22 protein-coding genes and 3 tRNA genes are annotated in these 21,034 nt (G+C 52.5%); 6 read left to right on the forward strand and 19 right to left on the reverse strand.

The window, feature by feature from the left end; genetic code table 11:
- Positions 1-175: 175 nt before the first annotated feature.
- Positions 176-601, forward strand: coding sequence for a universal stress protein UspC (gene uspC / locus Q5705_16105; protein WLI76100.1), 426 nt, complete (start codon positions 176-178; stop codon positions 599-601).
- Between the two features lie 33 nt (positions 602-634).
- On the opposite strand, the gene otsA is transcribed toward uspC, so the two are convergent.
- The 8 genes from otsA to azuC all read right to left on the reverse strand — a co-directional run bounded on the left by otsA (position 635) and on the right by azuC (position 8,003).
- Positions 635-2,059, reverse strand: a complete 1,425-nt coding sequence (gene otsA / locus Q5705_16110) for an alpha,alpha-trehalose-phosphate synthase (GenBank protein ID WLI76101.1) — start codon at positions 2,057-2,059, stop codon at positions 635-637.
- Positions 2,034-2,837 carry a trehalose-phosphatase gene (otsB, locus tag Q5705_16115; protein ID WLI76102.1) on the reverse strand — a complete coding sequence of 268 codons (804 nt, stop codon included), beginning with the start codon at positions 2,835-2,837 and terminating at the stop codon, positions 2,034-2,036. Before otsB ends, otsA begins: the two co-directional genes overlap by 26 nt.
- 185 nt (positions 2,838-3,022) lie before the next feature.
- The gene (araH, locus tag Q5705_16120) at positions 3,023-4,006 is read right to left on the reverse strand and encodes an L-arabinose ABC transporter permease AraH (protein WLI76103.1); all 984 of its coding nucleotides are present in this window, start codon (positions 4,004-4,006) and stop codon (positions 3,023-3,025) included.
- A gap of 14 nt (positions 4,007-4,020) precedes the next feature.
- Complete coding sequence (gene araG, locus Q5705_16125; GenBank protein ID WLI76104.1) at positions 4,021-5,535, reverse strand: L-arabinose ABC transporter ATP-binding protein AraG; 1,515 nt, start codon at positions 5,533-5,535, stop codon at positions 4,021-4,023.
- 70 nt (positions 5,536-5,605) lie between these two features.
- Positions 5,606-6,586 (reverse strand): arabinose ABC transporter substrate-binding protein, encoded by a 981-nt coding sequence (locus Q5705_16130; GenBank protein ID WLI76105.1) that lies wholly within the window; start codon positions 6,584-6,586, stop codon positions 5,606-5,608.
- A 317-nt stretch (positions 6,587-6,903) separates the two neighbouring features.
- Positions 6,904-7,461 carry a DJ-1/PfpI family protein gene (locus Q5705_16135; GenBank protein WLI76106.1) on the reverse strand — a complete coding sequence of 186 codons (558 nt, stop codon included), beginning with the start codon at positions 7,459-7,461 and terminating at the stop codon, positions 6,904-6,906.
- 117 nt (positions 7,462-7,578) lie between these two features.
- Positions 7,579-7,830, reverse strand: coding sequence for a DUF2766 family protein (locus tag Q5705_16140; GenBank protein WLI76107.1), 252 nt, complete (start codon positions 7,828-7,830; stop codon positions 7,579-7,581).
- An 89-nt stretch (positions 7,831-7,919) separates the two neighbouring features.
- Positions 7,920-8,003 carry a stress response protein AzuC gene (gene azuC, locus Q5705_16145; protein ID WLI79046.1) on the reverse strand — a complete coding sequence of 28 codons (84 nt, stop codon included), beginning with the start codon at positions 8,001-8,003 and terminating at the stop codon, positions 7,920-7,922.
- 213 nt (positions 8,004-8,216) lie between these two features.
- Between azuC and Q5705_16150 the strand changes: the two genes are divergently transcribed.
- Positions 8,217-9,638, forward strand: a complete 1,422-nt coding sequence (locus Q5705_16150; protein WLI76108.1) for an MFS transporter — start codon at positions 8,217-8,219, stop codon at positions 9,636-9,638.
- Between the two features lie 42 nt (positions 9,639-9,680).
- Here the strand turns inward: Q5705_16150 and Q5705_16155 are convergent, their stop codons facing one another.
- A complete protein-coding gene (locus Q5705_16155) occupies positions 9,681-10,319 on the reverse strand; it encodes an RpiB/LacA/LacB family sugar-phosphate isomerase (protein WLI76109.1) in 639 nt (212 codons plus the stop codon).
- A gap of 235 nt (positions 10,320-10,554) precedes the next feature.
- Between Q5705_16155 and yecR the strand changes: the two genes are divergently transcribed.
- The 3 genes from yecR to tyrP all read left to right on the forward strand — a co-directional run bounded on the left by yecR (position 10,555) and on the right by tyrP (position 13,055).
- A complete protein-coding gene (gene yecR / locus Q5705_16160; protein WLI76110.1) occupies positions 10,555-10,887 on the forward strand; it encodes a YecR family lipoprotein in 333 nt (110 codons plus the stop codon).
- 204 nt (positions 10,888-11,091) lie between these two features.
- Complete coding sequence (gene ftnA, locus Q5705_16165) at positions 11,092-11,589, forward strand: non-heme ferritin (protein WLI76111.1); 498 nt, start codon at positions 11,092-11,094, stop codon at positions 11,587-11,589.
- Between the two features lie 254 nt (positions 11,590-11,843).
- Positions 11,844-13,055, forward strand: coding sequence for a tyrosine transporter TyrP (tyrP, locus tag Q5705_16170; protein ID WLI76112.1), 1,212 nt, complete (start codon positions 11,844-11,846; stop codon positions 13,053-13,055).
- Between the two features lie 138 nt (positions 13,056-13,193).
- Here tyrP and Q5705_16175 read toward each other — a convergent pair.
- The 6 genes from Q5705_16175 to uvrY all read right to left on the reverse strand — a co-directional run bounded on the left by Q5705_16175 (position 13,194) and on the right by uvrY (position 16,736).
- A tRNA-Leu gene (locus tag Q5705_16175) sits at positions 13,194-13,280 on the reverse strand.
- A 12-nt stretch (positions 13,281-13,292) separates the two neighbouring features.
- Positions 13,293-13,366 (reverse strand) — tRNA-Cys (locus Q5705_16180).
- A gap of 54 nt (positions 13,367-13,420) precedes the next feature.
- Positions 13,421-13,496, reverse strand: a tRNA-Gly gene (locus tag Q5705_16185).
- Positions 13,497-13,645: 149 nt separating this feature from the next.
- Entirely contained in the window at positions 13,646-14,194 is a 549-nt protein-coding gene (pgsA, locus tag Q5705_16190) for a CDP-diacylglycerol--glycerol-3-phosphate 3-phosphatidyltransferase (GenBank protein WLI76113.1), read from the reverse strand.
- A gap of 56 nt (positions 14,195-14,250) precedes the next feature.
- On the reverse strand, positions 14,251-16,083 hold the full coding sequence (gene uvrC / locus Q5705_16195) for an excinuclease ABC subunit UvrC (protein WLI76114.1): 1,833 nt from the start codon (positions 16,081-16,083) through the stop codon (positions 14,251-14,253).
- Entirely contained in the window at positions 16,080-16,736 is a 657-nt protein-coding gene (uvrY, locus tag Q5705_16200) for a UvrY/SirA/GacA family response regulator transcription factor (protein WLI76115.1), read from the reverse strand. The genes uvrC and uvrY overlap by 4 nt, the downstream gene beginning before the upstream one ends.
- A 578-nt stretch (positions 16,737-17,314) precedes the next feature.
- On the opposite strand from uvrY, the gene Q5705_16205 reads away from it, so the two are divergent.
- Positions 17,315-17,539, forward strand: coding sequence for a DUF2594 family protein (locus tag Q5705_16205; protein WLI76116.1), 225 nt, complete (start codon positions 17,315-17,317; stop codon positions 17,537-17,539).
- Positions 17,540-17,617: 78 nt separating this feature from the next.
- Here the strand turns inward: Q5705_16205 and sdiA are convergent, their stop codons facing one another.
- The 4 genes from sdiA to dcyD form a co-directional block, all read right to left on the reverse strand.
- Positions 17,618-18,340 (reverse strand): transcriptional regulator SdiA, encoded by a 723-nt coding sequence (gene sdiA / locus Q5705_16210; protein ID WLI76117.1) that lies wholly within the window; start codon positions 18,338-18,340, stop codon positions 17,618-17,620.
- A gap of 246 nt (positions 18,341-18,586) precedes the next feature.
- Positions 18,587-19,339, reverse strand: coding sequence for an L-cystine ABC transporter ATP-binding protein TcyN (gene tcyN / locus Q5705_16215; protein ID WLI76118.1), 753 nt, complete (start codon positions 19,337-19,339; stop codon positions 18,587-18,589).
- Positions 19,336-20,004 carry a cystine ABC transporter permease gene (gene tcyL, locus Q5705_16220; GenBank protein ID WLI76119.1) on the reverse strand — a complete coding sequence of 223 codons (669 nt, stop codon included), beginning with the start codon at positions 20,002-20,004 and terminating at the stop codon, positions 19,336-19,338. The genes tcyN and tcyL overlap by 4 nt, the downstream gene beginning before the upstream one ends.
- A 21-nt stretch (positions 20,005-20,025) precedes the next feature.
- Entirely contained in the window at positions 20,026-21,012 is a 987-nt protein-coding gene (dcyD, locus tag Q5705_16225) for a D-cysteine desulfhydrase (GenBank protein ID WLI76120.1), read from the reverse strand.
- Between the last annotated feature and the right edge of the window lie 22 nt (positions 21,013-21,034).

Raw genomic sequence — 21,034 nt, forward strand, 5'->3', positions numbered from 1 at the left:
TTTAGGTTTAGTTGTTAAAATCAATTAACATGGTCAAACTCCAGCCATGCCGTTACGTAAGAATAATTAATGAATATTTATGATAGCCTTCACATAGCTGAAATATTCACGGGTTGCACTGGCTGCTGAAACAGAGTAATGGTGAGAAAAATTTGATTTCAAGGGGGAAGACGTCATGACGTATGCGCATCTTCTGGTCGCCGTAGCCGTCACGCCTGAGAGCCAGCAACTGTTGGCAAAAGCCGTTGATATTGCCCGCCCTTTTAACGCCCGCATCAGCCTGATTACCTTCGCTGCCGACCCGGAACTCTATAACCAACTCGCCGCACCGATGATGGAAAATGTGCGTGAGATGTTGCAGGAAGAGACGCAACAATTTCTCGATCAGTTAATTAACAACGCCGGTTATCCTGTCGAGCGTGCCATTATCGCGTCGGGGGAATTAAGCGAGCATATTCTGCACACTTGCCGGACGCAGAGCGTCGATTTAGTGGTGTGCGGGAATCATAATCAGACGTTTTTATCGCGTGCCGCTTGCTCAGCAAAGAGCATTGTGCAAACCAGTGAAGTGGATGTGCTGCTGGTATCCCTTAGAGAGTAAAACGCCCCCATCATGATGGGGGGCGTTTGTTTATCAGGCTAGTTTGGGAAACGTCGCCACTTTATTTTGTAGCTGGCTTTGCGCGCTACGTGGCGTGATTTGCTTTAGGTCGCTGATAAACCTCTGCTGCCAGTGGTCAATATCGTTTTCCGTGATGACTTTCAGCATTTCAGCGTGGCGTGAAATACGCTCTGCCAGCGGCATGCGCAGTGCTCTGTCCAGCGCGGCGGCAACATCATCACGATCGTACGGGTTGACGATCAGCGCCGAGGTCAGCTCATTAGCCGCACCCGCAAATTGTGACAACACCAGTACGCCGGGGTTTTGTGGATCCTGCGCGGCAACATACTCTTTCGCCACCAGGTTCATGCCATCCCGCAGCGGCGTCACCAGCCCTACTTCCGCGTAGCGGAACACTTTCATCAACACTTTGCGATCAAAATGCTGGTTGAGGTAGTAAAGCGGCGTCCAGCCAAGCTGACCATATTTGCCGTTAATGCGCCCGGCTTCCGTCTCCAGTTGGTGACGAATATCCTGATAGGCCTGCACTTCGCCACGGGAGGTGGGTGCAATCTGCGTATAACGGATTTTGCCGTGATGCTGCGGGAACTTCTCCAGCAGGGTTTCATAGGCCAGGAAGCGTTCCGGCAAGCCTTTGGAGTAATCCAGGCGCTCAACGGAGAAGATGTTCTTCACATTCTTCAGCTCGTTTTTCAGCTGCGCCAGTTTTGCCGGTAGCGGGCCAGCGGCCTGCTGGGCAATTTCGTTCGGTTCGATACCGATCGGGTAAACTTCGGTGCGGAAGTTTTTCCCCCACGCCGTATGTTCTTTACCGTTGCGCGTGCTCAACCTTGTCTGCATGGAGAGGCTATCGAGGAACGCCAGACGGTCACTTTCGGTCTGGAAGCCAAGCAGATCGTAATCGCACAGCGCTTCCAGCAGCTCCGCATACGGCGGTAGCGCATTGAAGATTTCCGGCGTCGGGAAAGGAATATGCAGGAAGAAGCCGATTTGATTATTCACGCCGCGTTTACGCAGCTCACTGGCAAACGGCAGCAGATGGTAATCGTGGATCCACAGAATGTCGTCTTCTTTCAGCAGCGGCAGCAGTTTGTCTGCCAGCAGAGCGTTCACTTCCTGATAGCCGTCCCAGGCTTCGCGCTGGAACTTGACCAGATCCAGACGGTAGTGGAAAGCAGGCCATAATACGGCATTCGAGAACTGGGAATAATACTGCTCGTGATGCTCTTCACTCAGGTTAAAAGAAGCCCAGGTGATATTGCCCTTGGTCACTTTTTTCAACGGTGCGTCTTCGTCACCGATCTCACCGCTCCAGCCAAACCACAGCCCGCCGGTGGCTTTCAATGCGCCCATAATCCCCACAGCCAGCCCGCCAGCGCTGGCCTTTTTGTCATCAGGCGGTGCAATACGATTAGATACTACGACTAAGCGACTCATAGCCATCTCTCCTGTTTGTTAGCGCCTTTTCTTGTTGTTGTTGATGGGTTACACGTTCCAGCCATTGATAAACATCCCCGACGTCGGCAAGCCGCCACTGCGCTTGTGTCGCGCCTGTACCGACTTTGATCGAGATACCGCCAAGTTGATTAACGGTTTTAAAACCATGCTCATCGGTTAGATCGTCACCCAGAAACACCGGTTTCCTGCCGGTGAAGGGCGGCGTGCGCAGAAAAGCTTCAATCGCCGCGCCCTTATGAATCCCCGATGGTTTGAGTTCAACCACGCATTTGCCCGGCTGCATCGCCAGTTGCGGGAACTCCTCAACCATGTATCGAGCCAGTGCAAAAACCGCCTCTTCATGCTGCGGTGCCTGACGATAGTGCAAGGCAAACGCCATCCCTTTAGCTTCGAGCTGCACGCCGTCAAGGGACGCCAGCCCGTGCCGGAGCGCCTGCTCCAGCGGAATTAACACCTCTTTCGGTAATGTCACGCGCTCGGTTTGACCATTGATATCGCGGCGCTCTGCCCCATGCACCCCGGCCAGCGGGAAGCGATAAGGTTTAACAAGCGCGTCAAGCTCGTTAATTGAACGCCCTGAAATCAACGCCAGCGCCCCGTTATTCATCTTTGCAAGCAATGAAAGTGTGGTCAGCACTTGCTCCGGGATAAATACGTCATCCGGGCGCGGTTTAATGTCAGCGAGAGTGCCATCCAAATCGAAAAAAAAGGCAAAATTACCGGAAATGAGAGGCGGTACAGATAACGCGTCTTCCACCCTGGTTTCCTCCTTACAGTCATCGTGTGAGCCGTTTTTCACTAACGTCTCATTATCATTAGCCATGTAAGTATAGACAGTGTGACGCTGCTCGCCATTTTAAGCATGACTTACCAGCCGGATTAACGGCTGGTAAGGGGGAGAAGTAAACGGGAAGGTTGTGTTTAAAATTTAAGCGCTTAGCCTCAGACGGTGCGCTTAGCTTTCTGTTTGTAACGGTCGAAAATCACCGCTGCAAGCAGGATCAGGCCGCGAACCACGTATTGTGAGAAGGGAGAGATGTTCAGCAGGTTCATGGCGTTTTCCACCGTGCCGAGAATTAAAATCCCCGCCACAACGTATGAAATTTTGCCGATCCCACCTTTAAGAGAAACCCCACCCAGCACACAGGCCGAAATCACAATCAGTTCATAACCGATAGAGGTCATCGGCTGGCCGCTGGTCATACGCGAGGCGAGGATAATCCCGGCCGCCGCCGACACCAGGCCCGACAACACAAAGATGATAATTTTGGTGCGCACCACCGGGACACCCGCCAGCCGCGCGGCCTCTTCATTACCGCCAATCGCCAGCGTGTTGCGGCCAAAGGTGGTTTTGTTAAGCAGGAAGCCGAAAATAATCAGGCAACCGACCGTCAGCCAGATAGGCGCAGGCAAGCCCAGCCAGTTGGCATAACCAAGGGTAAAGAAGCGTTCGTCTTCAATACCAACGGCTTTGCCATCGGAAATGATATACGCCAGCCCGCGCACAATTTGCATTGTCGCCAGGGTGGTGATCAGGGCGTTGATTTTCAAACGGGCAATGACAAAACCGTTAATAAAACCGCTGGCAACGCCAAGCAATAGACCGGCGAATACGCCAATCCACAGGCTTTCGCTGAGGTTAATCACCACCGCGGTGGTGACACCGGCGCAGGCAATCACGGACGCGACGGAGAGGTCAAAATCCCCGGACGCCAGGCAGAACAGCATGCCGCACGCCACCATGCCGGACATGGAGATCGCCAGACCCAGCCCCTTCATATTGACGAAGGAGGCAAAGTTCGGCACAAACACCGCACACCCGATAAACAGCACGGCAAAAACCACCAGCATGCCGAACTGATCCCAGATGCGTCCGAGGGTGAACGGCGTCTTTTTTGGGGCGCGGGACGTAGTTAAAGATGACATCATATTCTCCTCACTCAGGCGACAGCCTGGCTAACTTTCGGCATCGCAAGGCTTAGCACCTGCTGTTCATCACCCTGACCGTGCAGTATCTCTCCGGCTATTTCGCCTTCGCGCATGACCACAATACGATCGGCAACGCCTATCACTTCCGGCAGGTCGCTTGAGGCAAACAGCACCGCAACACCGCGAGACGCCAGCGCGTAAATCACGTTATAGATTTCATGTTTCGCGCCGACATCAATGCCGCGCGTCGGTTCGTCGAGCAAAATGACTTTCATCTCCTCCGACAGCCAGCGCCCGAGAATGGCTTTTTGCTGGTTTCCGCCGGAGAGATTCATAATGAGCTGATCGGCGCCAGGGGTTTTGATATTCAGCGCACGAATATGATGCTCGGCGTTATCGCTCTCCCAGCTATCGTTAATCAGGCAGCCTGCGCGGATGTATTTGCGCCGGGCGCTGATATTGATGTTCTCCTGTACCGAATGGACAGGAATGATCCCTTCCGCTTTGCGGTCTTCCGGGCAGAGCATCATGCCCGCGCGAATGGCGTGGGCCGGTTTCTGGATAGTGACCCGCTCGCCATCAATCAACACCTGCCCTGCGGTGATTTGCGTGCCGCCAAACAGCCCTTTCATCAGCTCGCTGCGCCCAGCGCCCACCAGGCCAAACAGACCGACGATTTCGCCGCTGCGTACGCTCAGGCTGATTGGCGTACGTACGCCTGGGGCTTTGACCTGGTCGAGTTGCAGGCGCTGCTCGCCATATTCCCGCGGCTGCCAGCCGTAAATATCGCCCAGTTCGCGCCCAACCATCGCCTGCACCAGTTGGTCGTGACTGACCTGCTGCGTATCGGTAAAAGTGCGCACGTAGCGGCCGTCTTTAAACACGGTGATGGCATCGCTGAGGGCAAAAATCTCTTCCATGCGGTGGGAAACGTAGAGGATCACGCGCCCCTCTTTGCGCAGCTCGCGGATAACGCGAAACAGGTTGTCAATTTCCCGCGCCGAGAGCGAACTGGTCGGTTCATCGAAAGCGATAACTTTGGCGTTACGCGCCAGCGCTTTGGCGATTTCCACCATCTGCCATTGACCAATGGAGAGGTATTTCAACGGGGTTTGCGGGTCGATATCTAAGCCGAGATGTTCAAGCTGTAACCCCGCTTCGTAATTGAGCAGCGAGCGGTTCACAATCCCGCTTTTGTGCGGTAACTGCCCCAGATAAATGTTCTCGGCGACGGTCATTTCCGGCACCAGGTGCAGTTCCTGATAAATAATCGCCACGCCGGCATTGAGCGCCGCGGTGGTGTCAGCGAAAGTAACTTCCTCGCCTTTGAGAGCCAGTGTGCCGGAGGTCGGCGCATAGTTCCCGCTGAGGATTTTTAACAGGGTCGATTTACCCGCGCCATTTTCGCCCATCAGGGCGTGAACTTGCCCGGCATAGCAATCAAAGGTGATGTCGCTGAGCGCCTTCACACCGGGAAACGTCTTACTGATGCCGCGAAACGAGAGATAAGGGGTAGACTGTTGCATAACGTCTCCGAAAAGCAGTTGAGTGTACGTCTGGCTCCCCGTTTGCACGGGGAGCGCAACCAACAGAGAATTACAGTCCTTTTTTCGCCAGCTCTTCTTTGAAGTTGTCACGTGTAATCAGCACGACATCGGTCACTGCGGTGAATTTCGGCGGTTCAGCGCCTTTGGTCACCCAGTTGTAAAGCAGCTCGCTGGTTTTATAGCCATGCACGTCCGGGCTTGGCAGCAGGGAACCAAAGAAACCGGTGGCCTGCCCTTTGGAGAGCTCACTTACTGCATCCACGCCGTTGATACCAATGCCAATCACATCGGGTGCTTTAAAGCCCTGACCTTCTGTTGCACGTACGCCACCGAGCACGGTGTTATCGTTCATGCCCAGTACCAGCCAGTGTTTGACTTCAGGATGTTGAACCAGCAGGGAGTTACCGGCATCGAATGCACCGGGGATATCGTTAGATTTGGTCGGGACCTGGTAGATCTGTTTTTCCGGGAAGCCGGCTTTTTTCAGCGCATCCATTGAACCGGTAGTGCGACGGCGGGCGGTATCCAGTTCGTTAGCGGTAATCGCCATTACCCCGGTCGTTTTGACATCCCAACCGCGTTTTTGCATCTCTTTATACAGCTCCTGGCCCTGACGCGCGCCGATTTCACTGGCCGCCATCATTACCAGCGGCACCGTGGTCATCGGTTCGCCTTTGGCGTTGACGAACTGGTCATCCACGGCAATCACTTTCATATCGTAGCCGCGCGCTTTGGCGACAATCGCCGAGCCGAGTTTGGGATCCGGCGTACAGATAACAAAGCCTTTAGCGCCGCTGGCGGCCAGGCTATCAATGGCGTTCAGCGTTTTTTCCCCGTCGGGAACGGCAATTTTAATGACTTCAAAACCTAAATCTTTGCCTGCCTTGTCGGCGAATTTCCACTCTGTCTGGAACCAGGGCTCTTCCGGTTGTTTAACTAAAAATCCGAGCTTCATCGTTTCCGCGATAGCGGATTGTGACATAACGGCAGCCAGGCCGATGGCCGCCAGCGCTTTAGTGAATTTGTGCATGGTAAACTCCAGCTTTAACTTTCTTTTATGTAGGGAAAACAAATAATCGCTTCAGTTAAAAGGACATAAAACAAGGCATTAGAGTCCACACGCCTCTGGACATCTGTGCTGGAAGTAGTTGTAGCGGGAAATTGATTCTCCATAGGAGAGCGGCATCACACGGCAGAATTACAGTAATTCCGTACATAAATTCAGCGATATTGCACATAAAGATAGCCGATTTTGTCGGACAAATGAGGAAGGTAAAAGCAGAATAATCCATAACATCAGCCAGCTTATCCTTGTGCCCGACCGCCTTGCGCAGCCGGGCGAAAAGATCACCAGCTAAAGTAGATATGATCGGCGTGATCGCGCGCCACCGTTTCGTCCCCCAACAGGCGAGCGGCAACGGTAAACGCAAAGTCGAAGGCCAGGCCTAAGCCTTTGCCGCTGATAAGGTTGCCATCTTCCACCACCGGCGCATCGACATATTCACCGTCGCGCACGGTTTCATAGAGATCGCCGGAGCAGACATAACGGCGGCCTTTTAACAGACCATTGCCACCCAGCACACGCGCGGCTGCCGAGCAAATCGGGCAGATAAGCTTGCCCGCATTGTCATGGTCTTTAACAAACTGCACAACGTCCGGGCTGGCCGCGAGATTGACGCTGCCCTGCGGCCCGCCGGGTAATATCACGGCGTCGTACAGCGTGTTAAGCCGTTCTGATAAGGTGCGGTCTGCCACCATCGGGATAGCGTGATAACTGACCACCGCGCGGGACGCCGCGCAGGCCAGCGTTTCCACGTCGATATCTAAGCGACGCAAAATATCTATGGTGATAATCGCTTCCGCTTCTTCAAAACCAGGCGCTAACAACACCGCCACTTTTTTCATTGCCGACTCCTTGCGTTTAAGGTTGGTTGACTTGAGTAGCGTTATTGTTGATCAAAACAGCGTTTCAAAATCCACACTGCGTCACAGACCGGGCGCTGGCTTTCGTCGAAGCTGCTATCAGTGCGCTTCGCCCTGCGGGGTAAATTTCAGTTCAATTAAGGCGATGGCTTTCTGGATTGCGCGGCGCGTCACCGGATCGGCTGCGGCGGGATGGCTGGCAAAATCAATCGTTTTTAATTGATTCGCCATTTTCTCGCGCACTTCAACCGGCGCGATAACGTCAATAACATCAAGAATTTGTTTGATAACCAGCTGGCAGGCGACAACGTCGGATACCAGTTCCTGGTCGGCGGGCGTATTTTGCGACATAGGATGCTCCTTATAGAAAGGGCGTCATAGTAGCGGGAAATGGCGAATAGCGGGCATAAAAAAACCTGCCGGAAGCAGGTTTTTTATTATCAGAACATAGCGCCTGGCGGTACGTCTTTGAAAGTTTTGCAATAGGTTTCGAACATGTGCTTCAGGATTTTACGCAGTTTCATAAGTTGCTCCGAGAATATGTTATGCAGGTGTTAAGCCTCAATGCGTACATAATATGACCTTCGTCACAAAAATCAACCCATATGTGATAGAAATCACGTTTCAAAAATCGAAAATGCAGTAGCTTTGTTAAAAATTCTATTATAAATCCTGCGGTTAGCGCGCTAAAATATTTTTTAGCATTTTCAATTATTTTTGCAAATGGCAGACCCACAATGAGTGAAAGCACCCTTTCGCGGAAGACCGGAGGTCTTTCTCCCGCTGCGCTACTGGTAGCGGGCGCTTTCTTTATGGAGTTTATCGACGGCACGGTGATCGCCACCGCCCTGCCGGATATGGCAAAAACCTTTGGCGTGGAAGCCGTCGCCCTGAATATCGGGATCAGCGCCTACCTGATAACGCTGGCAGTGCTGATCCCGGCGAGCGGCTGGATTGCCGACCGCTTTGGCGCGCGCACGGTGTTCTCGCTGGCGCTGGCGATTTTCACGCTCGCGTCGGTGCTGTGCGGGCTTGCCAGCAATGTAGATATGTTTGTGGTCATGCGTATTTTTCAGGGCGTCGGCGGCGCGTTAATGGTGCCCGTTGGCCGGCTGGCGGTGCTGCGCACCACGCCGAAACACCAGTTGATAACCGCCATCGCCACGCTCACCTGGCCTGCGCTGGTCGCGCCGATTATTGGTCCACCGCTCGGCGGGTTTATCACTCACTATGCTAACTGGCGCTGGATCTTCTTTATTAATGTGCCGCTCGGCATACTGGCGATTGTGCTGGCGCTGCGCATTATCCCCAATATTCGCGAGGAGGAGCGCCGCCCGTTCGACCTGACGGGTTTTATCGCCACCGCCGTTGCGATGGTGAGCCTGGTGTATGCCATGGAGGCGCTGGGGTCGCAACATCCGCAAGCGATGTTAACCACCGGCCTGCTGGTATTGGGTGCGCTGATGATGATCTTTACCCTGCGCCATTTTCGCCGCGCGCAGTGGCCGATGATCCGCCTTGATGCCATGCAGGTGCCGACGTTTCGCGTGACCATGTACGGCGGCTCGTTGTTTCGCGCCTCAATTAGCGCCGTGCCTTTTCTGCTGCCGCTGCTGTTTCAGGTCGGTTTTGGTATGGATCCGTTACATGCCGGGCTGCTGGTGCTGGCAGTGTTCGCCGGGAATCTCACCATTAAACCGGCGACCACACCGTTGATCCGTTGGCTCGGCTTTAAAAAACTGCTGTTGATTAATGGCGCGCTGAATGTGATAGCGCTGCTCGCCTGCGCGTTGCTGACCTCCCATACGCCCGTCTGGCTGACGTTTTTGATCCTCTATCTTGGCGGGGTGTTCCGTTCTGTGCAGTTTACCGGTGTCAGCACCCTCGCCTTCGCCGATGTGCCGTCTCAACAGATGAGTTATGCCAACACGCTATTCAGCACGGCCACGCAACTGGCGGTGGGCTTAGGGATCACGCTCGGCGCAATTGGTATCCGTATTGGTGAACATGTCAGCCACTGGCTGAATATTACTGCGGTTGAGGGGATCAGTTTCCGGCTGGCGTTTGTGTTTATCGCCCTGATTTGCCTGGTGGGGATGGTGGATACGTTCCGGTTAACGAAAGATGCCGGTAGCGCGGTGTCGCAGAAAAAAGCGTAACGAAACGCCCGGTGGCGATAGCGCCAGCGGGCAATTTTAGTATCAGGCCAGCACTTCGCGCACGAAGGCTTCAATCTCTTTGTTCTGGCAGTTTTCGAAGAAGCACTGCTGGAAACGCTCGCCGGAAACAGCGGTTTTCACCAGTTCGCGGTCAATGGCGCGTAGCGTATCGAGATAGTTCTCTTTCACCACCGCCGCTTTCACCTGGTTCAGAATGCCGGCGTTACGTACCTGCGGCTCTTTACGCTCCGGCGGGTAACCTTCCCCGTTGCGCCCTGTAAAAGCTTTCTCAAAGATAAAGCGCACGTTCAGTTCCGCGCCCCAGCCAAAGCCTTTGGCGAACGGCAGCGCCAGCGCATTACCATTGTTGATTTGGGCAAACAGAAACGCATCCGCCGGATCGATACAGTAGCCACAAACCACGCCTGGATGGATGTTCAGCGACATCAATGCACCCTGCCCGGTGCCGCAGCCAGTGACCACGAAATCCACCGCTTTGGCGTTAAGCAGAATACTGGCCATAATCCCTAAATGGATGTAGGTCAGATGATGGTCATTTTCATCGCTCATGCCGACGTTATACACCGGGAAATCTTTCTCATCGGCAACCGTCTTCAGCTCTTTGAGGATGATGGCGTTTTTCGCCGCCTGGCTGTTTTCCATCATCAGTGCAATTTTCATTTGTGATCTCCTGTGTACATGCTCAATAGCAAAGGTTAGTTAAACCTTACTACCTGGCAAACAGACTTTCAAATTTAATGAAAAATGGTTTTAAAAATCAAAAGCAAGCTCACAGTTTTCCCTCCCCAACCCTGCCGTCGCGATTAGTAGGGGGTGTTCAACGGGTTATTCCGTCGATTACCGCCCGATCAGCGCGATAAGATGAGAAGAAGCCGAAATGAACCAGAGCGATTTCATGAAGATATTATGTATTGCCGCCTCGCTGATGCTGCTCGCTGGATGCACTTTAACGAAGGAAGCGGAAGTCAGTAGCGTGGATACCACCAGCGGCCTGGTGCGCCTGAGTTTCAACCAGACCATGATGCAGAACGCGCGCTATGATGAATATACCGCGCAGGGCACCGCCAATAAGCAGTGCCAGCAAATGGGTTATGCCACCGCCGTACCTTATGGTCAGCCAGTGCAAACCTGTAGTTTGATAAGCGGTTCAGCCTGCATGAACACCAAAATTACCATTCAGTATCAGTGCCGCGGCGTGGCCTTTGATCGCACCAAAGCCACCTGGTAATTTCTTAAGCCAGCTTATTATTGCTGGCTTATTCTTTTATTAATAATCAAAACAATTCTCATTTATTGAATTAAATTCCGGCAATGCGTGTTATTCGCATTCTCTTTTTAAAAAATGAACTTTTTATTTTACCTTTTGCAAATAATTAAATAACAAATTATAGTGGCCGCACATTGCCTATTATTAAAACTGCGGAGCCGTGCCATGTTAAAAACAGAGATGATCGAAAAACTCAACGAACAAATGAATCTGGAACTGTTTTCCTCCCTGCTCTACCAGCAAATGAGCGCCTGGTGCAGCTATCACAGTTTTGAAGGTGCCGCCGCATTCCTGCGCCGCCATGCGCAGGAAGAGATGACGCATATGCAGCGCCTGTTCGATTACCTGACCGATACCGGCGGTCTGCCGCGCATTACTGACATTGCCTCCCCGGTTGCGGAATACAGCTCGCTGGACGAACTCTTTCACGCGACCTACGAACATGAACAATTAATTACGCAGAAAATTAACGAACTGGCGCACGTGGCAATGATGTCGCAGGATTATCCGACCTTTAATTTCCTGCAATGGTATGTGGCAGAACAGCACGAAGAAGAGAAACTGTTTAAATCCGTTATTGATAAATTAACCCTGGCCGGTAAAAGTGGCGAAGGTCTTTATTTTATCGATAAAGAACTGGCGACGCTGGATACACAAAATTAATATTACGGGCGGTTAAGTTGAATCTTAACCGCCTTTTTTACACGCTCCCCGCACAGCCTGTGCAATGCCATATTCGAAAAACAGATCGATTAACCCCTCAACGTTTTCAATGATCCACTCATTCTCCGCCCTCCCCTGAACCTGTCGTAAAGTTATCTATACAACCGTTGTAACGGTCGTTTGACGAAATAATTGAATTGTCTTACTCTGCGCCGCGTATTGCGTGTGCAGTGAGTTTGACGACAGAGGAAAGCGTGAGAAATCGGACACTTGGGAGTGTTTTTATTGTCGCCGGAACAACTATCGGCGCGGGGATGCTGGCAATGCCGCTGGCAGCAGCAGGTGTCGGATTTGCCACCACATTAGTATTACTTTTCGTTCTCTGGGCAGTGATGTGTTACACCGCCCTGCTCCTGCTGGAGGTTTATCAGCATGTTCCGGCAGACACCGGTCTCGGTTCGCTGGCGCGGCGCTACCTCGGGCGTTATGGCCAGTGGGTAACGGGTTTCAGCATGATGTTTTTGATGTACGCCCTGACCGCTGCCTATATTAGCGGTGCAGGAGAGCTACTGGCATCAAGCATCAGCGCGTGGTTTAACCTTCAGCTTTCGCCTGGTGCTGGTGTGCTGCTGTTCACCTTTGTTGCCGGGGGTGTTGTGTGCGTCGGCACGTCATTAGTCGATTTGTTTAACCGTTTCCTCTTTAGCGCGAAGATTATTTTTCTGGTGATTATGCTGGCGCTGCTGATGCCTCATGTTCATCAGGCTAATTTGCTAACCATGCCGCAGGAAAAAGGGCTTACGCTCTCTGCCCTGCCGGTGATTTTTACCTCGTTTGGTTTTCACGGCAGCGTGCCGAGTATTGTTAGCTATATGGGGGGGGATATTCACAGGCTGCGTAAAGTATTTATCACCGGCAGCGCTATTCCGCTGGTGGCCTATATTTTCTGGCAACTGGCGACGCTTGGCAGCATCGATTCAACCACTTTTATAGGCCTGCTCGCCAGCCAGGCGGGGCTGAATGGTTTATTGCAGGCATTGCGGGAAGTGGTCGCCTCGCCGCATGTCGAACTGGCGGTACATCTGTTTGCCGACCTGGCCCTGGCTACCTCGTTCCTGGGTGTGTCATTGGGGTTATTTGATTATCTCGCCGATCTGTTCCAGCGGCGCAATACCGCAGCCGGTCGTTTGCAGACCGGATTAATCACGTTTCTGCCACCGCTGGCATTTGCCCTGTTTTATCCGCGTGGGTTTGTGATGGCGCTCGGGTATGCCGGTGTTGCATTGTCGGTGCTGGCGCTGCTGTTGCCATCCATGCTGGCGTGGCAAAGCCGTAAACATCACGCGCAACATGGTTACCGTGTACTCGGCGGTAAACCTGCGCTGAGTCTGGTCTTCACCTGTGGGATAGCGATTATTACGATTCAGTTTTTGATCGTTGCGGGGTTATTACCGGAAGTGGGTTGAAAGCAGTAAACGCAATCCGCGCGGAGCATGATGTTCGCGCGGATTTTTATGACGAAGCTGAATAACAGGCACAAAAAAACCACCTTTCGGTGGTTTCACGACACTGCTTATTGCTTTGATTATTCTGCTTTTTCCCCATGGTACCCGGAGCGGGACTTGAACCCGCACAGCGCGAACGCCGAGGGATTTTAAATCCCTTGTGTCTACCGATTCCACCATCCGGGCTCGGGAAGAAATTGGAGGCGCGTTCCGGAGTCGAACCGGACTAGACGGATTTGCAATCCGCTACATAACCGCTTTGCTAACGCGCCAGAATTCCTGATGCTTTTCAGCCTGCATCCGCTATAAAAGCCGATGCACTAAACTGGAGCGGGAAACGAGACTCGAACTCGCGACCCCGACCTTGGCAAGGTCGTGCTCTACCAACTGAGCTATTCCCGCATAATCAAGTTATGTTCTAATCACTTGATTTTATTATCTTCTGACGAGCTGTGCTGCCTTCCGATGCGTTGCATTCTACTTACCTGACGCAATGAGTCAACGATATTTTTAAAAAGGACGATCGTTTGCTGAAAATTGCGACGAAACGATCAGGGTTCAAGCAGATCGCCGCGCGCCGCGTTCAAATATTGCAGCATGGACCAAAGCGTTAACACGGCAGCAACAAAGAACAACGCGATCCCGGCATACTCAACCCACTCATTTGGTCGCCACAGCAGCCATACCAGCGCCACCATTTGCGCGGTAGTTTTGACTTTACCAATCCACGATACCGCCACGCGGCTGCGCTTGCCCATTTCGGCCATCCATTCTCGCAGTGCGGAGATAATGATCTCGCGGGCGATCATCGTAGCGGCCGGCAGCGTCACCCACCAGCTATGGTAATGCTCGGCGACCAGCACCATCGCAATCCCCACCAGCACTTTATCGGCGACTGGATCGAGAAACGCGCCAAAACGCGTACTTTGGTTCCAGCGCCGCGCCAGATAACCATCAAACCAGTCGGTTACCGCCGCGCAGCAGAAAATCAGCGCACAGACAAACGGAGCCCACTGGAATGGCAGATAAAACGCCAGCACGAAAAACGGGATCAGGATGACGCGAAAAAGGGTGAGCAACGTAGGGATATTAAATCGCATAGCGGCGTTAACTGTCTGTTGTCCGTAAATATTCGCTCTATGTTGCTACAGAGCCCCTAATGTTTCAACGAGTAGAAGATCTTTTCTGCCAGACCTTGCGAGATGCCTGGCACTTTTGCTATTTCTTCGATGCTGGCGTTGAGCAATCCTTGCAGACCGCCCATATATTTCAACAACATCTGGCGGCGTTTCGGCCCCACGCCTTCGATAGTCTCCAGCGAACTGGTACTTTTCACTTTAGCGCGTTTTTTACGATGTCCGCTGATGGCGTGATCGTGCGACTCATCGCGGATGTGCTGAATAACATGCAAGGCGGGCGAATCCGGCGGCAAACTAAAGCCCTCGCCTTCCGGCTCGAAAAATAACGTTTCAAGACCCGCTTTTCGATCCGCGCCTTTCGCCACGCCAAGCAGCAACGGTTTGTGCTTATCCCACGGGACGTCGAGTTCGGCAAACACCGTTTTCGCCTGCCCAAGCTGCCCTTTGCCGCCATCAATCAGGATCACATCCGGGATTTTGCTCTCTTCAATCGCCTTACCATAACGGCGGCGCAGCACCTGGTTCATCGCCGCATAATCATCACCCGGTGTAATACCGGTAATGTTGTAACGGCGATATTCCGCGCGAAGCGGGCCATTGGCGTCAAACACCACGCAGGAAGCCACGGTTTGTTCGCCCATGGTATGACTGATATCAAAACACTCCATCCGCTTCACGTCCGACAAATTAAGCACGCTTGCCAGCGCAGCAAGGCGCTGATGCACGGTGGATTGCTGTGATAGTTTGGTGCTGAGCGCGGTGGCGGCATTGGTACGCGCCAGCTTCAGATAGCGCGCGCGATCGCCGCGGGGTTTAGTTTGCACATTTACTCTGCGCCCTGCCAACTCAGAAAGGGAATCACTGAGCAGCGTTTTGTCGCTGAGATTGAAGTCCAGCAGGATTTCACCAGGCAGCGTGCGCATCTGGCTACCCTGCAAATAGAACTGGCCGACAAAGGTTTCTACCACTTCGCCAAGCTCGGTACCGCCCGGCACTTTCGGGAAATAGCTGCGGCTGCCAAGCACTTTGCCCTGGCGAATAAACAACACATGCACGCAGGCCATTCCCGCATCGAACGCTACACCAATCACATCAAGATCGTCACCGGTATTGGAAACAAACTGTTTTTCCGTTACCCGGCGCACAGCCTGGATTTGGTCGCGCACGCGAGCAGCTTCTTCAAACTCCAGCGACTGGCTCGCTTTTTCCATCCGCGCGATAAGCTGCGTCAGTACCTGATCGTCTTTACCCGCGAGGAACAGACGCACATATTCAACCTGCTGCGCATACTCCTCTTCGCTGACCAGACCCGCCACACACGGGCCGAGGCAGCGACCAATCTGATATTGCAGACACGGACGCGAGCGGTTGCGATAAACGCTGTTTTCGCACTGGCGAACCGGGAAAATCTTCTGCAACAGCGCCAGGGTTTCACGCACCGCGTAACCATTCGGGAAAGGCCCGAAGTACTCCCCTTTTGCATGTTTCGCACCGCGATGCATCGCCAGACGCGGATGGGTATCGCCGCTGAGAAAGATAAACGGGTAGGATTTATCATCCCGCAACAGCACGTTATAGCGGGGTTGATAGAGCTTGATATAGTTGTGTTCCAGCAGCAGCGCTTCGGTTTCCGTGTGCGTGACGGTCACATCGATCTGCTGGATCTGTGCGACCAGCGCTTCGGTTTTACGGGAGGCAAGATTGCTGCGGAAATAGCTGGAAAGCCGTTTTTTCAGGTCTTTCGCTTTACCGACATAGATGACGGTACCGCCGGTATCATACATACGATAAACACCGGGTTTGCTGGTAACCGTCTTCAGAAATGCTTGGGAATCAAAAACTTCAGTCACTGACTTATTAACGTCTCCGCATTGCACAAACCATGGCGAATGGCGAGGTGCGTCAGTTCGACGTCACCGTGGATATTCAACTTACTGAACATCCGATAGCGATAGCTGTTCACCGTTTTCGGACTCAGATGCAGTTGCTCTGAGATCTCGTTGACCTTCTGGCCTTTCGTGATCATCAGCATAATCTGCAATTCACGTTCCGACAAACTGTCGAACGGCGAGTCCGTTTTTTCCGGTTCGATTTGGCTAAGCGCCATTTGTTGAGCAATATCAGAAGCGATATAGCGTTGGCCAGCGTGCACAGAACGAATGGCATTTACCACATCCTGCGGCGCAGCGCCTTTGCTAAGATAACCCGCCGCCCCGGCCTGCATCACTTTCGCCGGTAAGGGATTTTCTGTGTGAACGGTAAGCATAATGACTTTCGTGTCAGCGGTGCCACGTGCGATTTTTCGCGTTGCTTCAAGGCCACCGATGCCGGGCATGTTCATATCCATCAGCACGACGTCAACGGAATTGGCGCGACACCATTTGATGGCGTCTTCACCGCAGTTAACCTCGCCGGTCACTTTTATGCCCTTAATATCTTCGAGAATGCGTCGTATCCCTGCGCGCACCAGTTCATGGTCATCAACAAGTAGTACGTTGATCAAAGGAGTATCTCCGGAAATAGGGATAACGCTGCGAAAACTATATTTGGCTATATTAGCTTTTTTTCACATAACAAACCAGTTCATGGTCATCAACAAGTAGTACGTTGATCAAAGGAGTATCTCCGGAAATAGGGATAACGCTGCGAAAACTATATTTGGCTATATTAGCTTTTTTTCACATAACAAGGGAAGGTGAAAAAACAATGTCACCTGGATTTTGTTCTCGTTTTTGGAAATTAAGTTGTACATGACGTGGAAACTTTTACTGGTTAAACAAACGCAGCGGTAAAAAGACAAAACGCTTCTCTTTCAGAAAGTTAGCAAATTCTCTTTTTTTCACTGGCATAAATTGCTGTGCATTCGTTGTAACAACAATTAACCCTGTTTAAACGACAATTAAACATATATTTATAATGCATTAAATGCACTGCCCTTTATTGCGGCCGAGGTTTAATTCTATTACGCGCTGTAATGATCAAAAAACAACCACTGCTTTTTTTTGTAAACCTTGTGGTATACTTCGCCGCTTTGAGGGTGATCGTCGCGTAAGTTCGCGACGGCGTAACGAGGAAGATAAATTGAGCACACCTGATTTTTCCACTGCTGAGAACGCAAAGGAACTGGCGCAGGAAGTCGCTTGCCTGAAATCAATGATTACACTGATGCTGCAAGCGATGGGTCAGGCAGACGCGGGCCGCGTCATTATCAAAATGGAAAAGCTAATTGCACAAATGGAAGATGAAGCTAATGCCAGCGTATTTTCCAGCACTGTTAAGCAAATTAAACAAGCTTACCGCCAGTAAATAATATCCGGCTGTCAGATCGCGCTGACAGCCGGGTTTTGTTTAATATACTTTTCGCAATTACGATTCAAGTCAGATTCAAATGATTCCGGTTGCCGCCGCATAGCAGGCAATTTGTGTTTTATTCGGCGCGTTAAATTTCTTCTGCATGTTTTTCTGATGGAAATTAACGGTGTTTTCCGAAATAGATAAAATAATCGCAATTTCCGCCGAGGTTTTCCCTTCCGCCGTCCATTTCAGAATCTCACGTTCACGTTTACTGAATTTCATTTCCGGCGTCATTACCGTATGATCCTGCAAACGCGTCAATGCCAGCAGGCTTAACTGCACCAGCGTTTGCAAACGCAGTTCAATCTCATCATCCGCCATCATTTTGCCCGACAGGCTGGTTCGTGAGACGGACAAAAAGCCCAGCGCGTGGTTTGGCAGCATCAAACATTGCGAAATCCCTTTACGCAGGCCGTGGTCGCGCGCGGCGTCCCATAACGTCATCGCATCATGAAAGAGTTTGTCACTCCACGGCAAATGGCCCTGAATGAAATTTTCTGCCTTAAGCACCGGATCAATAGCAAAGTAATTCTCTGCCTGATAATGCTGCATCCATTCAGTCGGATATGACGTTTCAACGCTGAGCTTTGGCCGGGTAAAAGGGACCGGATGGCGTACGCAAAGTGAAAAATAATCAAATTCCAGCCGCTGAGTCTGCCGCTGAATCTCCGTATAAACGTCCTGTGCCGCTGTCATCTCCTGGAACCGCGATATCATTTCGCGACGCCAGGTAAAATAATCTTTTTGCTGCATACCGACCGGTAATACCCCTGCATTTAATAATCATTATTTTGTATACAATAACCTAACACATAAAACTTAATTATGAATATAAAATATCGGAACATTTGGAAATAAGTTAACTTTATTGCCGGATTTAACGCCAACAACCGGGCAGAAATATCGATTTATGCGAGGCATGCCAATCGCTTTGTATATTAATCACCTTAAGTGAAACTGCCGCGATTCAGCCGCCGGAAGGGGTGAATCGCGACACGGTTATTGCGTGAGGAATTTTTCGAGGAACTGGCGCGTGCGGGGGTGTTGCGGGTCATCGAAGAGGGTTTCTGCCGGGCCTTGCTCGACAATCCGCCCCTGATCCATAAAAATCGCCCGGTCCGCGACATAGCGGGCAAAGTTCATTTCATGGGTGACGATAACCATCGTACGTCTTTCCTCCGCCAGTTGGCGGATGGTATTCAGCACCTCGCCCACCAGTTCGGGATCGAGCGCCGAGGTCGGTTCATCGAATAAAATCACATCCGGGCGCATCGCCAGCGCCCGCGCAATGGCGACACGCTGCTGCTGCCCGCCGGATAAACGCCGCGGATAGCTGGTCTCTTTGTCACTCAGCCCCACTTTCGCCAGCAGTTCGCGCGCTCTCGCCGTTGCCTCTTCTTTCGCTTCGCCTTTCACAATCACCGGCCCTTCAATAATGTTTTCCAGCACCGTGCGATGCGGAAACAGGTTGAAGTTCTGGAATACAAAGCCGACATGCTGGCGCAACTGGCGGATAGCGCCCTTCTGCTTGCTGATGGCACGCGCGGCATCAATAGTGATATTACCCACGCGAATGGTGCCGCTTTCCGGCTGTTCCAGCAGGTTAATACTGCGCAGCAATGTGGTTTTACCGGAACCGCTCGGGCCGATAATCGCCACCACTTCACCCTCTTCGACCTGCAAATCGATACCGTGCAGCACCGTCTGCCCGTGGAATTTTTTCACCAGTTGTTTAACGTCGATGGCATTCATTTCGGATCACGCTCCTGGCGATTAAGCTGGTTTTCAAAATAGTTTTGCAGCGTCGACAGCACCGTTGCCATTACCCAGTAGATCAGCGACGCGGCAAGGTACATGGTGAACACTTCCAGCGTACGCGAGGTGATAAGCTGCGCCTGGCGGAACAACTCCGGCACCTGAATGGTGGCCGCCAGCGACGTATCTTTCACCAGGCTGATGAAACTGTTGCTGAGCGGCGGTAGCGCCACGCGGGCGGCCTGCGGCAGAATCGCCCGGCGCAGGGTTTGCCACGGCGTCATGCCAATACTCGCCGCCGCTTCCCACTGCCCTTTATCAATCGACGAGATCGCCGCGCGCAGCGTTTCCGCCGCATACGCCGCCGTGTTCAGCGACAGGCCAATCATCGCCGAGGGAATCGGGTCCAGCTCAATGCCAAACTGCGGTAGACCGTAATAGATCATAAAGAGCTGGGCGATAAGCGGCGTACCGCGAAAAATGGAGATATATAAGCGCGCCAGCCAGCGTATCGGCAGCAGCGGCGACATGCGCATCAATGCCAGGATAAAGCCGAGCAGCAAGCCAAAAAACATGCCGCCAATACTCAATTGCAGCGTGAAGACCGTGCCCTTTAACAGGAAAGGTGCGGAGTCGATAACGAGCTGTAAACTCTCTTGCATTATGATTTTTCTGCCTGCGGGTTAAATGTGAGGATGGTAGGCAAACAGCGCAGGTGCACCACCGGTGTGAATAAACAGGATCGGGCCATTATCTTTAAACCGTTTTTGTTCAATGCCATCAAGCAGCCCGGCCATGGCTTTACCGGTGTAAACCGGGTCGAGCAAGATACCTTCCAGACGCGCCAGTAACTTTACAGCTTCCATCCCTTCATCATTCGGCATGCCGTAGCCTGGCGCAAAATAGTCATCCCACAGCACTATATCTGCCTTTGCCTGCACCTCAAGTTGTTGCGCAATCTGCTGTTGAAGCGACACCACTTTCGGTTTTTGATCCGCCACGCTGCGCGACACCGTTACGCCAATCAGTTCCACCTCCGGCATCAGTTGTTCAAGGCCGACCGCCAGACCGGCGTGGGTCCCGGCGCTACCGGACGCCACCACCACGGAAGAGAGCCCGACCGCGCCTTCGCACTGCTGGGCAATTTCCAGCGCACTTTCAACATAACCCAGCGCGCCAAGGGCGTTAGAGCCGCCAACCGGAATGATATACGGGCGAAAACCCTGCGCTTCAATGCGCGTCGCCAGTTCGTCCAGTTGCGCCACCGGGTCGGTTAATGCATCGCACAGCTCAACCTGGGCATTAAACAGATCCAGCAGCAGTCGGTTGCCGTTGGTCAGGTAGTTTTCTGCACGCGTCCCGGTCGGGTTTTCCAGCAGCGCGACGCAATGTAGCCCCAATTTTGCCGCCACCGCCGCCGTCTGGCGTACATGGTTGGATTGAATCGCGCCCGCAGTCACCAGCGTGTCTGCGCCTTCACGCAGCGCATCGGCGGCGAGAAACTCCAGCTTGCGCAGTTTGTTGCCGCCCATTGCCACCGGCGTGACATCATCGCGTTTGATAAAAATGTCGCGCCCGAGGTAGTCAGAAAAACGCGGCAAATACTCCAGCGGCGTCGGGGCACCAATAAATTCCAGGCGGGGAAAGCGGGTTAAATTGTGCAAGGGCATGGATCCTCCGAAAGCCGCAAAA

This window comes from Kosakonia sp. H02 (genome assembly GCA_030704225.1).
Taxonomy (GTDB): domain Bacteria; phylum Pseudomonadota; class Gammaproteobacteria; order Enterobacterales; family Enterobacteriaceae; genus Kosakonia.

Coding starts and splice junctions, on each gene's coding strand:
- dcyD (WLI76120.1), bottom strand. CDS start 21,012: ATGCCCTTGCACAATTTAACCCGCTTTCCCCGCCTGGAATTTATTGGT.
- araH (WLI76103.1), bottom strand. CDS start 4,006: ATGTCATCTTTAACTACGTCCCGCGCCCCAAAAAAGACGCCGTTCACC.
- Q5705_16140 (WLI76107.1), bottom strand. CDS start 7,830: ATGTCGCAAAATACGCCCGCCGACCAGGAACTGGTATCCGACGTTGTC.
- Q5705_16135 (WLI76106.1), bottom strand. CDS start 7,461: ATGAAAAAAGTGGCGGTGTTGTTAGCGCCTGGTTTTGAAGAAGCGGAA.
- ftnA (WLI76111.1), top strand. CDS start 11,092: ATGTTAAAAACAGAGATGATCGAAAAACTCAACGAACAAATGAATCTG.
- araG (WLI76104.1), bottom strand. CDS start 5,535: ATGCAACAGTCTACCCCTTATCTCTCGTTTCGCGGCATCAGTAAGACG.
- Q5705_16155 (WLI76109.1), bottom strand. CDS start 10,319: ATGAAAATTGCACTGATGATGGAAAACAGCCAGGCGGCGAAAAACGCC.
- tcyL (WLI76119.1), bottom strand. CDS start 20,004: ATGCAAGAGAGTTTACAGCTCGTTATCGACTCCGCACCTTTCCTGTTA.
- pgsA (WLI76113.1), bottom strand. CDS start 14,194: ATGCGATTTAATATCCCTACGTTGCTCACCCTTTTTCGCGTCATCCTG.
- otsA (WLI76101.1), bottom strand. CDS start 2,059: ATGAGTCGCTTAGTCGTAGTATCTAATCGTATTGCACCGCCTGATGAC.
- tcyN (WLI76118.1), bottom strand. CDS start 19,339: ATGAATGCCATCGACGTTAAACAACTGGTGAAAAAATTCCACGGGCAG.
- uspC (WLI76100.1), top strand. CDS start 176: ATGACGTATGCGCATCTTCTGGTCGCCGTAGCCGTCACGCCTGAGAGC.
- Q5705_16130 (WLI76105.1), bottom strand. CDS start 6,586: ATGCACAAATTCACTAAAGCGCTGGCGGCCATCGGCCTGGCTGCCGTT.
- sdiA (WLI76117.1), bottom strand. CDS start 18,340: ATGCAGCAAAAAGATTATTTTACCTGGCGTCGCGAAATGATATCGCGG.
- azuC (WLI79046.1), bottom strand. CDS start 8,003: ATGAAACTGCGTAAAATCCTGAAGCACATGTTCGAAACCTATTGCAAA.
- yecR (WLI76110.1), top strand. CDS start 10,555: ATGAAGATATTATGTATTGCCGCCTCGCTGATGCTGCTCGCTGGATGC.
- Q5705_16150 (WLI76108.1), top strand. CDS start 8,217: ATGAGTGAAAGCACCCTTTCGCGGAAGACCGGAGGTCTTTCTCCCGCT.